This is a genomic window from Curtobacterium sp. PsM8 (assembly GCF_030433875.1).
Lineage (GTDB): Bacteria > Actinomycetota > Actinomycetes > Actinomycetales > Microbacteriaceae > Curtobacterium.
Genome location: NZ_JARUXD010000078.1, coordinates 1 through 14338, shown reverse-complemented (window position 1 = coordinate 14338; position 14338 = coordinate 1). Strand labels below are relative to the sequence as shown.

At 71.6% G+C, this 14338-nt stretch carries 11 protein-coding genes; 6 read left to right on the top strand and 5 right to left on the bottom strand.

Features of this window, described 5'->3' with window-relative positions:
* Nucleotides 1-111 precede the first annotated feature (111 nt).
* The 4 genes from QCD68_RS14880 to QCD68_RS14865 all read right to left on the bottom strand — a co-directional run bounded on the left by QCD68_RS14880 (nt 112) and on the right by QCD68_RS14865 (nt 7063).
* Nucleotides 112-2286 carry an ATP-dependent Clp protease ATP-binding subunit gene (locus QCD68_RS14880; RefSeq protein ID WP_301223576.1) on the bottom strand — a complete coding sequence of 725 codons (2175 nt, stop codon included), beginning with the start codon at nt 2284-2286 and terminating at the stop codon, nt 112-114.
* A 74-nt stretch (nt 2287-2360) separates the two neighbouring features.
* Entirely contained in the window at nt 2361-3794 is a 1434-nt protein-coding gene (locus QCD68_RS14875) for an MFS transporter (RefSeq protein ID WP_301223575.1), read from the bottom strand.
* A 142-nt stretch (nt 3795-3936) separates the two neighbouring features.
* Nucleotides 3937-4248: a twin-arginine translocase TatA/TatE family subunit gene (gene tatA, locus QCD68_RS14870; RefSeq protein WP_301223574.1), complete on the bottom strand. Its 312-nt coding sequence runs from the start codon at nt 4246-4248 to the stop codon at nt 3937-3939.
* A 172-nt stretch (nt 4249-4420) separates the two neighbouring features.
* Entirely contained in the window at nt 4421-7063 is a 2643-nt protein-coding gene (locus tag QCD68_RS14865; protein WP_301223573.1) for a glycoside hydrolase family 2 protein, read from the bottom strand.
* A gap of 296 nt (nt 7064-7359) precedes the next feature.
* Here QCD68_RS14865 and QCD68_RS14860 point away from each other — a divergent pair, with 296 nt between their 5' ends.
* The 5 genes from QCD68_RS14860 to QCD68_RS14840 all read left to right on the top strand — a co-directional run bounded on the left by QCD68_RS14860 (nt 7360) and on the right by QCD68_RS14840 (nt 12068).
* On the top strand, nt 7360-7782 hold the full coding sequence (locus tag QCD68_RS14860) for a pilus assembly protein CpaE (RefSeq protein WP_301223572.1): 423 nt from the start codon (nt 7360-7362) through the stop codon (nt 7780-7782).
* Between the two features lie 149 nt (nt 7783-7931).
* Nucleotides 7932-9800, top strand: a complete 1869-nt coding sequence (gene dnaK, locus QCD68_RS14855; RefSeq protein ID WP_301223571.1) for a molecular chaperone DnaK — start codon at nt 7932-7934, stop codon at nt 9798-9800.
* Between the two features lie 3 nt (nt 9801-9803).
* A complete protein-coding gene (locus QCD68_RS14850) occupies nt 9804-10460 on the top strand; it encodes a nucleotide exchange factor GrpE (RefSeq protein ID WP_111075872.1) in 657 nt (218 codons plus the stop codon).
* A 30-nt stretch (nt 10461-10490) separates the two neighbouring features.
* Nucleotides 10491-11495, top strand: coding sequence for a DnaJ C-terminal domain-containing protein (locus QCD68_RS14845; RefSeq protein ID WP_301223570.1), 1005 nt, complete (start codon nt 10491-10493; stop codon nt 11493-11495).
* Between the two features lie 153 nt (nt 11496-11648).
* Nucleotides 11649-12068, top strand: a complete 420-nt coding sequence (locus tag QCD68_RS14840) for a heat shock protein transcriptional repressor HspR (protein ID WP_111075870.1) — start codon at nt 11649-11651, stop codon at nt 12066-12068.
* 189 nt (nt 12069-12257) lie between these two features.
* On the opposite strand, the gene QCD68_RS14835 is transcribed toward QCD68_RS14840, so the two are convergent.
* Nucleotides 12258-12944: a GntR family transcriptional regulator gene (locus QCD68_RS14835; RefSeq protein ID WP_301223569.1), complete on the bottom strand. Its 687-nt coding sequence runs from the start codon at nt 12942-12944 to the stop codon at nt 12258-12260.
* Nucleotides 12945-13084: 140 nt separating this feature from the next.
* On the opposite strand from QCD68_RS14835, the gene QCD68_RS14830 reads away from it, so the two are divergent.
* Nucleotides 13085-14236, top strand: a complete 1152-nt coding sequence (locus QCD68_RS14830) for a class I SAM-dependent methyltransferase (RefSeq protein ID WP_301223568.1) — start codon at nt 13085-13087, stop codon at nt 14234-14236.
* Nucleotides 14237-14338: the final 102 nt, after the last annotated feature.

Below are 14338 nucleotides of genomic sequence, written 5' to 3'. Positions count from 1 at the left end.
GGGGGGGGGGGGGGGCGGCGTCTTTATAACACCCCCCCCCCGCCGGGGGGGCGCCGCGGGCCCCCCCCCCCCCCCCCCCCCCCCCCCCCCCCGTCCGACGCCCGACCGCACCTACTCCTCGACGAGCTCGCCTTCGGCGACCTCGAACGGCTCGACGGTCAGCGCCTGCCCGTCGCCCGCGACGTCGACCCGCACCGTGTCGCCGTCCCGTACGTCGCCGGCCAGGATGGCCCGGGCGAGCTGGTCGTCGATCTGCCGCTGCATCAGCCGGCGGAGCGGCCTGGCCCCGTAGGCCGGGTCGTAGCCGCGCTCAGCGAGCCAGGCACGGGCGTCCGGTGTGACCGCGAGGTCGAGCCGGCGTCCGGACAGGCGCCGCGCCAGACGGTCGACGTACAGCGAGACGATCTGGCCGAGGTCGTCCGGGCTGAGCGCCTGGAACACGACCATGTCGTCGAGTCGGTTGAGGAACTCCGGCCGGAACGCCTGCTGGACGAGCTCGCGGACGCCGCTCTCGCGCTGCTCGGGCGTCAGGGCGGGGTCGGTCAGGAACTGCGAGCCGAGGTTCGAGGTGAGCACCAGGATCGTGTTCCGGAAGTCGACCGTCCGGCCCTGACCGTCCGTCAGCCGACCGTCGTCCAGGACCTGCAGCAGGACGTCGAAGACCTCCGGGTGGGCCTTCTCGATCTCGTCGAGCAGGATCACCGAGTACGGCCGACGGCGGACGGACTCGGTGAGCTGCCCGCCGGCCTCGTACCCGACGTAGCCCGGCGGGGCGCCGATCAGCCGCGCGACGGAGTGCTTCTCGCCGTACTCGCTCATGTCGATGCGGACGAGGGCCTTCTCGTCGTCGAACAGGAACTCGGCGAGCGCCTTCGCCAGCTCGGTCTTGCCGACGCCCGTGGGGCCGAGGAACAGGAACGAGCCGGTCGGCCGGTCCGGGTCGGAGATGCCGGCGCGGGTGCGTCGGACGGCTTCGGAGACGGCGGTGACGGCGGTGCGCTGCCCGATGATCCGGCGGCCGAGTTCGCTCTCGAGGTGCAGGAGCTTCTCGGTCTCGCCCTGCAGCAGTCGGCCGACGGGGACGCCGGTCCACTGCGCGATGACGGCGGCGATGTCCTCGTCGGTGACGCTGTCGTTCACCATGCGGTCGGCGGACCCGGCCTGCTCGGCGGCGGCGAGCTCGGCCTCGATGCGGGGCTTCTCGCCGTACTCCAGGCGGGACACGGTCTCGTAGTCGGCTTCACGCTGGGCCCGCTGCGAGCGCATGTTGAGCTCGTCGAGCTGCTGCTTGAGCTCACCGATCCGGTTCAGGGACGCGCGCTCGGCCTGCCAGCGGGTCTCGAGCTCGCGGAGCCGTTCCTCGCGGGACTGCAGTTCGGCGCGGAGGGTCGACAGCCGGGCCTTCGACGCGTCGTCCTTCTCCTGCTTCAGCGCGAACTCCTCGACGCGCAGCCGGTCGACGCTGCGCTTCAGCTCGTCGATCTCGACCGGGCTCGAGTCGATCTCCATGCGCAGGCGACTGGCGGCCTCGTCGATGAGGTCGATCGCCTTGTCGGGCAACTGGCGGCCGGAGATGTAGCGGTCGGACAGGGCCGACGCCGCGACGAGGGCGGAGTCGTTGATCGTCACCTTGTGGTGCGCCTCGTAGCGCTCCTTGAGGCCACGGAGGATCGCGATGGTGTCCTCGACGCTCGGCTCCCCGACGTACACCTGCTGGAAGCGGCGTTCGAGGGCGGCGTCCTTCTCGATGTACTCGCGGTACTCGTCGAGCGTGGTCGCCCCGATCAGCCGGAGTTCACCGCGGGCGAGCATCGGCTTGAGCATGTTCGACGCGGCGACGGACCCTTCGCCACCCCCGGCGCCCATCAGGGTGTGCAGCTCGTCGATGAAGGTGATGACCTGGCCGTCGGAGTCGTCGATCTCCTTGAGGACGGCCTTGAGCCGCTCCTCGAACTCGCCGCGGTACTTCGCGCCGGCGATGAGGGCCGACATGTCGAGCGAGACGAGCCGCTTGTCCTTGAGGGAGTCCGCGACGTCGCCGGCGACGATGCGCTGCGCGAGCCCCTCGACGACGGCGGTCTTGCCGACACCGGGCTCGCCGATGAGCACGGGGTTGTTCTTGGTGCGGCGGGTGAGCACCTGCGACACCCGTCGGATCTCGGCGTCGCGGCCGATCACCGGGTCGAGCTTGCCGCTGCGGGCGACCGCGGTGAGGTCGACGCCGTACTGCTCGAGGGCGGTCTTCTGCTTCTCCTGCGAGTCAGGGGCGCCCTGGAGGTTCGCCATGCGGTGTCCTTTCCGTTGCGTCGGTCGTGTGGTCACGAAGTCGTCGGACTCACTTGAGTCCATCTGGCTCAACTTTACAACGGGCTGGTTTCTTCCGCTTCCGGTGATCGTACGTTCACGATGCCGATGGCACTCACCACGGCACCGGCCAGGAGCAGGACCGCCATCACCACCATCGCCCGATGGACGCCGCCGACGCTCACCTCGCCGCCGAGGACGACACCCGCGAGCGCCACCGTCACCAGGCCGGCGATCCGGGCGACCGCGTTGTTCACGGCGGACCCGACCCCGGCCTCCTGCTGCGGCACCGAGCCGAGCACGGCGCTCGTCAGCGGGGAGACCATGAGGGTGATCCCGAGTCCGACGAGCACCAGCCCGGGCAGCACGGCCGTCCAGTAGCCGCTCGGGTCCTCGCCGACCGTGAGCATGAGGAGCGCGCCGACCGCCGCCACCGCGGGGCCCGCCGCCATGAACCACCGCGGACCGAACCGCCCGGCCAGTCCCCCGACCGTCGTCGAGAGCAGCAGGAGCACCACCGTCGGCGGCAGGGTCGCGAGGCCAGCCACCCACGCCGGGAACGCCCAGACCTCCTGCAGGAACAGCGTGACGACGAAGAAGACCATGCCGAGGGCGCCGTAGATCGACAGCGTGGCGAGGTTGCCGACCGCGAAGTTCCGGGCACGGAAGAGCGCGAGCGGCACCAGCGGCGACCCGGCGGTCCGCGTCACCCGGAGCTCCCACGGCACGAAGGCGACCAGGGCCAGCGCGCCGACGACCAGCGCGGCGACCACGACCGGCGCACCCCACCCCAGGCGTTCCTGCTCGATGAGCCCGAGCACCACCCCGCCGACCCCGACCACTGCGAGCACCGCGCCCACCACGTCCACCCGGGGCCGGTCCCCCGCGACGACGTCACCCGAGATCCGCCGGACCAGCGGGATCGTCACCGCGATCGGCACCGCCGTGACGACGAAGATCCACCGCCAGCCGATGCCGTCCACGATGAGCCCGCCCACGACCGGGCCGAGGATCGACGCCGCGCTCGACCAGGCCGTCCACGTGCCGATCGCCTTCGCCTGCACGGCCCCGCGGAACGCCGCGACGATGAGGGCCAGCGCACTCGGGGTGACGAGCGCCCCACCCACGCCTTGGAACGCACGGGCGATGACGAGCACCTCGCCGGTCGGGGCGATCGCACACACCACCGAGGCGATGCCGAACACGACGAGCCCGGCCGTGATGATGCGCACCCGGCCGAACAGGTCCGACAGTGAGCCGGCGACGAGGATCAGCGACCCGAGCGTGACGAGGTAGGCGTCGACCGTCCACTGCTGCACGACCAGGCCGCCGCCGAGCTCCGTGCGGATGGCGGGCAGGGCCACGTTGACGACGCTCGAATCGAGGCCGACCACGAACGAGGACAGGATCGCGACCACGAGCACGAGTCGGCGGTCGTCGTGGAGGGGTGCCGCGCCTCCCGGCCGGTCGGCGGCGGGGGCAGACGTCATGGTGCCATCATGCGCCGCTCGGCCAGCCCGTGGTGGCGGCGGGCAGGACGACGACAGCCCCCGTGCGGTCTGCGATGAAGCAGGTGCACGGAGGCTGTCGGTCCCGGGGCCGGGATGCCGACGGATCGGCGGTCGGGAGGCGCTACTGGGTGCGCGAGTCGTTGTTCGGCTGCATTGTGTTCGGCTGCACCGTGTTCGTCTGCACCGTGGGACCGGGGTTCACGACCGGCTGCTGGACCGGAGCGGCCTGCTGTGCGGTCGCACCGTAGGACGCCGCGTCAGTCGCGTCCGGCGTCGTCGGCTTCTTGCGGTCGTCGGTGTCCATCTCCTTCTTGAAGATGTTGATCGACTGGCCGAGGCCCTTCGCGAGTGCCGGCAGCTTGGTCGCACCGAACAACAGCAGCACGATGCCCAGGATGATCACCAGGTGGAGTCCGGTGAGGCCTTGGAACATGATGTCTCCTTCGGTACTGGGACTGATCGCGTGGTCCGGTCATCGTCGACCGGTGCGGCGGTGTCCCGCGGTCCCCCCATGCTAACCGCCGGGGCCGGAGAATCACAGGCGGGCGGCGCAACGGACACCGTTCGTTCAGGGTCGACGGCCGGACACCGCGCGGGCTGTCGGGTCAGTCGGCGAGGACCCGGTCGAGCGTCCAGAGCACCGGCGCTGCGGTGAGTGCCGCCGCGTCCGCCTCGGTCACACCGGCGACGCGGTACTCGACCCGTTCACCGGGCAACAGCGTCATGAAGCCACGGTCGACCGTGCCGGTCGGCGAGACCCGGTCCGGCTGCAGGAGCAGGTCGCGCACCAGCGACTCCGCCTCGACGACCATCCGCACACCGGAGCGGTCCGCCTCGTCCGACACCGTCACGCGGTAGTGCGCCGGCTGCCAGCGCATGTCCTGGTCGGGAGCCGGCGTCCAGACCGCACGGCGCCAGTCCATGTCCGCCACGATCAGCTCACCACGCGGGTCCGCGACGACGCCGACCGAGGCCGGCAGCCGCACCACGGCGACGCCGGGGCCGTCGAGGACCACCGGCAGGTACTCCTCGGCCAGGATCTGCCCGGCGAGGTCGATCCGTCGGACCCGGACCACCGAGTCGATGCCGTTCCGGGCCGACCGGACGGCGACCTCGACCGGGGAGCCGGCGGTGTCGGAGTCCGACGACTGCGGGACCGGCAGCTGCGCGGTCGGCGGGTGCGCGCCTCCCGTCCGGTCCTCGCGTTCCGCGCCGGGCGCGAGCGGCGTGACCGTGGTGACCACGGTCGAGACCGGCCGGATCGCCACCAGGACGTCGTCGTACAGGCGGCGGAGCTCGTGCGCGAGTGGCTTCCGGCGTCCGGCCGAGTCGATCGCCGACCACGACGACACCGGCCACAGGTCGTTGAGCTGCCACACGACGACGCCGGTGGTACGCGGCCAGTGCGTCCGCCAGTGCTCGACCCCGGTCGCGATCGCGCGCGCCTGCTGCAGCTGCGTGAGCCAGTGCCACCGGTCGAGGTCACCGTCCCAGCCCTCGCCGAACCGGGGCTCGAGACCGCGGGCGAGCTTGCCCATGCCGTCGTCGGCCTTCTGGTGGTGCACGACCCCGGGCGAGGTCGGCGTCATCGGGTCGTCGGTGACGGCCTCGCGGAGCGTCCGCCACGCGGGCGGTGCCTGCCAGCCGAACTCGGAGACGAAGCGCGGCACCGAGTCGCGGTAGTGCTCGTCCGACACCCGGTTCCAGACGTCCCACGAGTGGTGCGTCTCGTGGTCCACGTCGTTCGCGGCGAGCGCCTCCGACCCCGACCACGGCGACGCGACCGTGTAGAAGCGGGACGGGTCGACCGCGTCCACGATCGTCGGCAGCAGGTCGAGGTAGTAGTCGAGGCCCCAACCGCGGTCCCCGAGCTCCTCGCCCCACCCGTCGGCGTCGTGCAGCCAGATGTTCTCGTTGTTGCCGTTCCAGACCACCAGGGAGGGGTGTCGGGCCAGCCGGCCGACGTTGTCCCGCGCCTCGGCGATGACCTCGCTGCGGATCGGCTCGATCTCCGGGTACGAGGCGCAGGCGAACAGGAAGTCCTGCCACACCAGCAGCCCGAGTTCGTCGCAGCGCTGGTAGAAGTCGTGCGACTCGTAGACGCCGCCGCCCCACACCCGCACCAGGTTCGTGTTGAGCGCCACGGCAGCGTCGAGCCGTTCGGCGTACCGCTCCTTCGTCACGCGCGAGACGATGACGTCGTCCGGGATCCAGTTCACCCCGCGGACGTCGATCAGGGTGCTGTTCACCCGGATCGCGAACGGCCGACCCACCGAGTCCTCGGCCGTGTCCACGTGCACCGAGCGGAAGCCGGTGCGGAAGGACGTGCGGTCGAGGACGTCGCCGTCGACGGTCTGCAGGTGCACCTCGACGTCGTACAGCGGCTGCGGGCCGTACCCGCGCGGCCACCACAGTTCGGCCTCGGGGATCCGGACCGTCACGACGGCCTCGTCCTCCTTCGGCGTCACGTTGACCCTAGAGCGCTGCTTCGTGCCGTGGCCGGACACCGTGACGACGAGCACCAGGTCGTCGTCCTCGCCGTCCTGGTCCAGGTCGTTCATGCCGGACCGCTCGAACGCGATGTGGGCGTCGAGCACGCCCTCCCCCGCCTCGACGTCGACCAGCGGCCGGACGTCCCGCAGCCGAGCCGTCGACCACCGCTCGATCGCGACCGGACGCCACGGCCCGCTCGTGACCGCCGTCAGGCCCCAGTCCCAGCCGAAGTTCGAGGCCTGCTTCCGCACGTACGGGAACGGCTCGTCGTACGGGCCGGGCATGGTGCCGGCGCGGGCGGCGACCCGCTCGGCCTCGCGGTACGGCGACTCGAACAGGACCTCGAGCTCGCGGTCGGTGTTCGCGTTCGTCCCGTCGGTCATGTCGAGCAGGTCGAATCGGTAGCGACGGTGCATGTTCTTGGTGGTCCCGACCTGCACGCCGTCGAGCGTCAGGGTGGCGACGGTGTCGAGGCCGTCGCAGACCAGGTCGACGCGTTCGAACCCGCGCGGGTCGACGTCGACGGTCCGTCGGTAGACCCAGTCGGTCTGTCCGACCCACGCGGTCGACGACTCGTTGCGGTCGAACGTCGGGTCCGGCAGCAGCCCCTCGCGCTCGAGGTCGGTGTGCACCTGACCGGGCACGGTCGCCGGGAGGACCCGGCCACGCACCGCCTGCGGCAGGTCGTCACGCGCGCCCTCCTCGGCCGCCGAAACGGTCCAGTCGTCGCGGAGTTCCTCGCGTTCGAGGGTCATGCGGGTCCTTCTCTGCTGGCGGATCGGTCCGCGTCGAGCGCGGTCCGGGACGTCGTCCGACTCGCCGCCGCCTCGTCGGCCACGGCCGGGAGGCACGGCACCGGTCGCCCGGGCGTCGTCACGTCGCGCACGTGGACCGGCGGGCGGTCGCACGTGGGGATGCTCGGTGATGCTAGTACGGCTGCCCGGCATCCCGGTCCGAGGTGTGGACGCGCGGTCCACGGGACGCGAGGTGTGCGCGGACGTGCCACGGTCCTCCCGGCCGGGACGGACCCGCGAGTGCCAGGCTGGAGCGCATGATCAGCGTCGAACTCGCCCGCTCCCTGCGTGACGCCGGCCTCCGCTGGCACCCGGACACCGGCGACCGCTTCGTGATCGACAAGCCGGGCATCGACGAGGACGTCTACACGGTGTCGGAGATGACCGTCGAACGCCACGACCACCCGACCGGCACGATCCTGGGCTTCAACGGGACGACCGAGTGGGCGCTCGACTCGGTGACGGCGGAGGAGTCGCTCTGGCTGCCGCGCGAGGACCAGCTCCGCGAACTGCTGGGGCCCGCGTTCGTCGGACTGACCCGGACGACCTCGCCCGCGGGAGGGGTCCTGCACACGGTCACCGCCCGGATCGACGGCGCCGAGCGGTCCTTCGCCGCGGCGGACCCGGCGATCGCATACGGCGAGGCGCTGTCGGCGTACATCACGGCGGCACTCGACTGATCCGGGGTTGATCGACCGCGAGCAGGACTTGAGCCGACTCGGCGCAACTTCCCAGCCGTCCACCTTGACGCCCAGCCAGCCCGGAGTAGAGTTGAGTCCATCGGACGCAAGTCCGAGCAGACTTTGCTCCACTACCGAAAGGGAGTCCCATGGGACGCGCAGTAGGAATCGACCTCGGAACCACCAACTCGGTCGTCAGCGTGCTCGAGGGCGGTGAGCCCACCGTCATCGCGAACGCCGAGGGCCTCCGCACCACGCCGTCGATCGTCGCCTTCACGAAGGACGGCGAGGTCCTGGTCGGCGAGACCGCCAAGCGCCAGGCCGTCACCAACGTCGACCGCACCATCGCCTCGGTCAAGCGCCACATCGGCACCGACTGGACGACCGACATCGACGGCAAGAAGTACACGCCGCAGGAGATCTCGGCTCGTACCCTCGGCAAGCTCAAGCGCGACGCCGAGCAGTACCTCGGTGAAGACGTCACCGACGCGGTCATCACCGTCCCGGCGTACTTCAACGACGCCGAGCGCCAGGCCACGAAGGACGCCGGTGAGATCGCCGGGCTCAACGTCCTCCGCATCATCAACGAGCCGACCGCTGCCGCGCTGGCGTACGGCCTCGACAAGGGCAAGGAAGACGAGCTCATCCTGGTCTTCGACCTCGGTGGCGGCACGTTCGACGTCTCCCTGCTCGAGGTGGGCAAGGACGACGACTTCTCGACCATCCAGGTCCGTGCGACCTCCGGCGACAACCGCCTCGGCGGCGACGACTGGGACCAGCGCATCGTCGACCACCTGGTGAAGAAGTTCAAGGCCGACCACGGCGTCGACCTGTCCACGGACAAGATCGCGAAGCAGCGCCTCAAGGAAGCCGCCGAGCAGGCGAAGAAGGAGCTGTCGAGCCAGCTCAGCGCCAACATCCAGCTGCCCTACCTCACGCTCACCAGCGAGGGCCCGCTGAACCTCGACGAGACCATCTCGCGCGCACAGTTCGAGCAGATGACCTCCGACCTGCTCGACCGCACCAAGAAGCCCTTCAACGACGTCATCAAGGAAGCGGGCGTGTCGGTCAACGACATCGCGCACGTCGTCCTCGTCGGTGGCTCGACCCGCATGCCCGCCGTGGCCGAGGTCGTCAAGTCGCTGACCGGTGGCAAGTCCCCGAACCAGGGCGTCAACCCGGACGAGGTCGTCGCTGTCGGCGCCGCGCTGCAGGCCGGTGTCCTCAAGGGCGAGCGCAAGGACGTCCTGCTCATCGACGTCACCCCGCTCTCGCTCGGCATCGAGACCAAGGGCGGCCTGATGACGAAGCTCATCGACCGCAACACCGCGATCCCGACCAAGCGCAGCGAGACCTTCACCACGGCCGACTCGAACCAGCCGTCGGTCGCGATCCAGGTCTTCCAGGGCGAGCGCGAGTTCACCCGCGACAACAAGCCGCTCGGCACCTTCGAGCTCACCGGCATCGCCCCGGCACCCGCGGGCATCCCGCAGATCGAGGTCACGTTCGACATCGACGCCAACGGCATCGTGCACGTGTCCGCGAAGGACAAGGGCACCGGCAAGGAGCAGTCGATGGTCATCTCCGGCGGCTCGTCGCTGCCGAAGGAGGACATCGAGCGCATGGTCCGCGAAGCCGAGGAGCACGCGGCCGAGGACAAGGCCCGTCGCGAAGCCAGCGAGCGTCGCAACCAGGCCGAGCAGCTCGCCTACTCGATCGAGAAGCTCATCAAGGAGAACGACGAGAAGCTCCCCGCGGACGTCAAGTCCGAGGTGCAGGCCGACGTCGACGCGCTGAAGTCGGCCCTCGCGGGTGACGACGACGACGCGGTGAAGACCGCCTTCGACAAGCTCAACGAGTCCCAGGGCAAGATCGGCCAGGCCATCTACGCGCAGGACCAGTCGGCTGCTGCTGCCGCCGGTCCGGAAGCGGGCGCCGAGGGCCAGGCCGCCGGTGACGACGAGGACATCGTCGACGCCGAGGTCGTGGACGACGAGGACGACAAGGACAAGAAGTAACCGATGGCTGACCCGAACAACGACAACGGCAACGTCGACGACGCCCAGGACCCGCAGGTCGAGGGCGACGCCACCAACGCGACCGAGCCCGAGGACCTGATCGAGGCCGAGGGCCCCGACGTCGAGGTCCCGGTCGACGGTCCCGCCGCCGGTGGCCCAGCCGACGACCTCAGCCCAGAGGACGAGGCACTCCTCGCCGATGCCGCCTCCGGCATCGCCGAGGACCGGCTCTCGCCGTCCGACCGCGACCTGGTCGCCGAGATGCGGACGGACATGCTCCGTGCGCAGGCCGAGCTCGTGAACTTCCGGAAGCGCGTCGAGCGTGACCGGGACGCCAACCGCGAGGTCGTCATCGCCGAGGTCGTGCGGGCACTGCTCCCCGCCCTCGACGACCTGAACCGTGCCGAGGCGCACGGTGACCTGACCGACGGCCCGATGCACGTCATCGCGCAGAAGATCCGCGGCGGGTTCGACCGGTTCAAGCTCGTGCAGATCGGTGAGAAGGGCGAGTCCTTCGACCCGAACGTGCACGAGGCCATCGTCCAGCTGCCCACGCCGGGCGCCACCAGCCAGACCGTGGCGGACGTCGTGGAGCCGGGCTACAAGCTCGGCGACCGCGTCATCCGTGCCGCCAAGGTCGCGGTGGCGGTCCCGGCCTGAGCGCCGGCGACGGAAGAAGGGAGGTGAGCCGTGGCCAGTCAGGACTGGTTCGACAAGGACTTCTACGCCGTGCTCGGCGTGTCGAAGGACGCATCCGAAGCTGAGCTCAAGAAGACGTACCGGAAGCTCGCGCGGCAGTACCACCCGGACTCCAACCCGGGTGACGCGGCCGCCGAGGCGAAGTTCAAGGAACTGAGCGAGGCGTACTCGGTGCTCTCCGACAAGGAGCAGCGCGCAGAGTACGACCAGGTCCGCGCCATGGGCTCCGGCGCCCGCTTCACCGCGGGTGGTCCGGGCGGCCAGGGCGGCTTCGAGGACGTCTTCGGCGGCATGTTCGGCGGCGGCCAGGGCGGTGGCGGACAGCGCGTCCGCTTCGGTCAGGGCGGCGGCGGTGCCGGCGGCTTCGAGGACATCCTCGGCGGCATGTTCGGCGGCGGTGGCTTCGGCCAGAACACCGGCGGCTTCCGCGGCTTCGGCGGCCCGACGAAGGGGCGCGACGTCACCGCGACGACGACCCTGGACTTCGCCACCGCGATCGCTGGTGACACCGTCAAGCTCGCACAGGGGAACGGCCGGCAGGTGAACGTCCGCATCCCCGCGGGTGTCGCCGACGGCCAGAAGATCCGGCTGCGCGGGCGCGGCGAGCCGAGCCCCGACGGCGGTGAGGCGGGTGACCTCGTGGTCGCCGTCACCGTCCGGAAGCACCCGGTGTTCGAGCGCGATGGCCTGAACCTGCGGATCGACGTGCCGGTGACGTTCGTTGAGGCTGCGCTCGGTGCCACGATCGAGGTCCCGACGCTCGGCGGTCCGACCGTCAAGCTGCGGGTCGCCCCGGGCACGCCGTCCGGGCGCGTCCTGCGCGTCAAGGGCCGCGGCGTCACGACCAAGAACGGCACCGGCGACCTGCTCGCCACCGTCCAGGTCGCGGTCCCGTCCCACCTGTCGGACAAGGCACGCGAGGCGCTCGACGCCCTCGCGGCCGCCCTGCCCGACGAGGCCCCCCGCGAGGACATCCTCGCCAAGGCACGCGGCTAGCGTCGCGGGCGCCCCCGGCGGCGGGGGGGGGGGGGGGGGGGCGCGCGGGCGGCGGCGGGCGGGGGGGGCCGCCCCCCCCCCCCCCCCCCCCCCCCCCCCCCCCGGCCCCACATCGGCACCGACACCTGCGACACCCGACGGAAGGAGCGCCCGATGGCCGACCTGGACGAGCACTCCCCCGTCTTCGCGATCGCGGTCGCCGCGGAGCTCGCGGAGATGCACCCGCAGACGCTCCGGCAGTACGACCGGCTCGGGCTGGTCGTCCCCGGCCGGACCCGCGGTGGATCCCGCCGGTACTCGATGCGCGACATCACCCAGCTGCGGGAGATCGCGCGACTGGGCTCGGAGGGGGTGTCCCTCGAGGGCATCCGCCGGGTGCTCGAGCTCGAGAACGAGAACACCCTGTTGCGGGCTCGCGTCCGGGACCTCGAGCGCGCCCTCGCCGACCAGCTCATCAGCCGGCCGGGTGCCCGGGTGTTCGCGGCGACAGCGACCGGCGCCGCCGTCTCCCTCCGCGCCGGTGCCCGACCACAGCGCAACAACGCCGTCGTGCTCTACCGCCCGCAGCGCTGACCGTTCCCGCTGACCGCATCGCGGGCTCAGGGGGCCGTGGCGTCGTCGAAGAGCGCGTCGAAGTCGACGCTGACCGAGCTGCACGGCGGCACCGGACGCACGCCCTCGGCCGGGCCGGACGATCGCCTTGAGACGCGACCACACCGCACCTGCCGTCGCAGCCGGACGACGACCCCCTGCAGGCACGCCTCACACACGCCCGCACCCGGCGTCGTCGTCCCGGTCCGGATCAGGACCGGCCGGGTCCGGCAGCAGGTGCGCTGACCAGGTCGCCCGCTCGGCGAGTCGACCGTCGCGGACGTCGATCGCCACGCGCAGGGCGATGAGGCTGTTCCGGATGTCCGGCCACGGCAGAGACGACCGCAGGTCACGGTGCCGGAGCCGGAACACCAGCCCGTCGAGGGAGCCGCGGAGCGCCGCCGTCACCATCGGGTTCCGGCACTCGTTGATGAACGTGCGGTAGATCGGCGACGCGGCGTCCGCAGCCGGCTGCCAGGACGGCGCCTCGAGACAGTCGAGCAGCACACCGAGCCGCCGGAAGACCGCGCTGCGACTCCGGTCACCCAGTCGCGGCACCGTGATCCGGACGACCCCGCCGAAGAGCAGCCCGAGGGCCTGGAGCGCCGGGACGACGTCCTCCTGCGCGGGGACCGCCACCCGGGTGTACCGGTTCGGCCGGAGTTCGACGAGCCCGAGGTGCGCCAGGTCGGCCAAGGCCTCGCGCACCGGCGTCCGCGAGCACCCGAGGCGCGCGGCGAGCTCCTGGTCGTCGAGGCGCTGCCCGGGGACGACCGCCCCGCTCATGATCTCGGCACGGAGACGCTCACGGGCGAGGTCGCGCAGCAGCGGCCTGGTGTCGTGTCGCGGTGGGAACATCGGCACCCTCGCTGCTCGGCCAGGCCCGGACGGTCCGGGAACACCGAGCGTAGGGTGCAGACCGGTCTGTGTCGCGTGTGACATACCACCGCGTCCATGGTGTGGTCCGGCTGCCAGCCCGGCCCGATTACCCTCGGACCGTGCCGTCATTCGACTTCGCGGACCACTTCCGCCGTTCCCCCGCCGACCGCGGGCCGGACCTGATGACCATCGACGGCACGGACCGGTTCCTGCTCGACGAGGCGCCGCACGTGCACGGCGACGCACTCCGGCAGCCCGGCGAGGTCGCCGTCGTCGACGACCGGTACGGGGTGCTGACGCTCGGGCTGCTGTCCCTGCACGGAGCCGACGGCATCCGCGTCGTGCAGGACTCCCTGACGAGCGAACGGGCCCTCGGTGCTGCCGCCGGTACGTTCGGACGCCGTGGGTTCACCCATCCCCGGAGCCTCGAGGACGCCTTCCGGAACGTCCGGCTCGTCCTGCTCCGCCTGCCGAAGTCGAACGACCGGCTCGACGAGATCGCGCGGGCCGTCGCACGCTGGGCCGCCCCCGACGTGGTGCTGCTCTGCGGTGGCGTGAACAAGCACATGACGCTGTCCCAGAACGACGTCCTCCGCCGGTACTTCGGTGACGTCACGGCCTCACGCGGTCGGGGTAAGAGCCGACTACTCGTCGCGCAGGACCCCCTCGCCGCAGCCGCCGCCCGCGCTGCCGTCACCGCTCCGTGGCCCCGGCGCGTGCACCTCGACGAACTCGGCATGACCATCGTCGCGCACGGCGGGGTGTTCGCCGGCGCCTCGCTCGACCTCGGGACGCGGGTGCTGCTCGAGGCGATGGACGACGCGGTACCCACGGCCCGGACCGCCGTGGACCTCGGCAGCGGCAACGGCGTCATCGCGGTCGAGCTCGCCCGTCGCCGGCCGGCCGTCCGGGTCATCGCGACGGACGTCACCTCGACCGCGGTCGCCTCGACCACCGCGACCGCCGAGGCGAACGGCGTCGCCGACCGGGTCCGGGTCCTCCGCAGCGACGCCGGGGACGAGATCGACGCCGGCAGCGCCCAGCTCGTGCTGTGCAACCCACCCTTCCACGAGGGCACCACGGTGAGCACCGACGCGGCCGAGGCGATGTTCCGGAACGCGGCCACGATCCTCCAGGCCGGCGGCGAACTGTGGTGCGTCTGGAACTCGCACCTGCGGTACCGTCCGGTCCTCGAACGTCTGGTCGGCCCGACCCGACAGGTCGTGCGCACCGCGAAGTTCACGGTGACTGCCTCGGTCGCCACCGGCTGACCCCGCTCGACACCCCCCACCCCCCCCCCCCCGGGGGGGGGGGGGGGGGGGGGGGGGGGGGGGGGGTCGGCCGGGGGGGGTGGGGGCGGTGGGGGGGGCGGG

What these genes read in the sequence shown, in the direction of transcription:
- QCD68_RS14880 (WP_301223576.1), bottom strand. Translation starts at nt 2,286, where the DNA reads ATGGCGAACCTCCAGGGCGCCCCTGACTCGCAGGAGAAGCAGAAGACC.
- QCD68_RS14875 (WP_301223575.1), bottom strand. Translation starts at nt 3,794, where the DNA reads ATGACGTCTGCCCCCGCCGCCGACCGGCCGGGAGGCGCGGCACCCCTC.
- tatA (WP_301223574.1), bottom strand. Translation starts at nt 4,248, where the DNA reads ATGTTCCAAGGCCTCACCGGACTCCACCTGGTGATCATCCTGGGCATC.
- QCD68_RS14865 (WP_301223573.1), bottom strand. Translation starts at nt 7,063, where the DNA reads ATGACCCTCGAACGCGAGGAACTCCGCGACGACTGGACCGTTTCGGCG.
- QCD68_RS14860 (WP_301223572.1), top strand. Translation starts at nt 7,360, where the DNA reads ATGATCAGCGTCGAACTCGCCCGCTCCCTGCGTGACGCCGGCCTCCGC.
- dnaK (WP_301223571.1), top strand. Translation starts at nt 7,932, where the DNA reads ATGGGACGCGCAGTAGGAATCGACCTCGGAACCACCAACTCGGTCGTC.
- QCD68_RS14850 (WP_111075872.1), top strand. Translation starts at nt 9,804, where the DNA reads ATGGCTGACCCGAACAACGACAACGGCAACGTCGACGACGCCCAGGAC.
- QCD68_RS14840 (WP_111075870.1), top strand. Translation starts at nt 11,649, where the DNA reads ATGGCCGACCTGGACGAGCACTCCCCCGTCTTCGCGATCGCGGTCGCC.
- QCD68_RS14835 (WP_301223569.1), bottom strand. Translation starts at nt 12,944, where the DNA reads ATGTTCCCACCGCGACACGACACCAGGCCGCTGCTGCGCGACCTCGCC.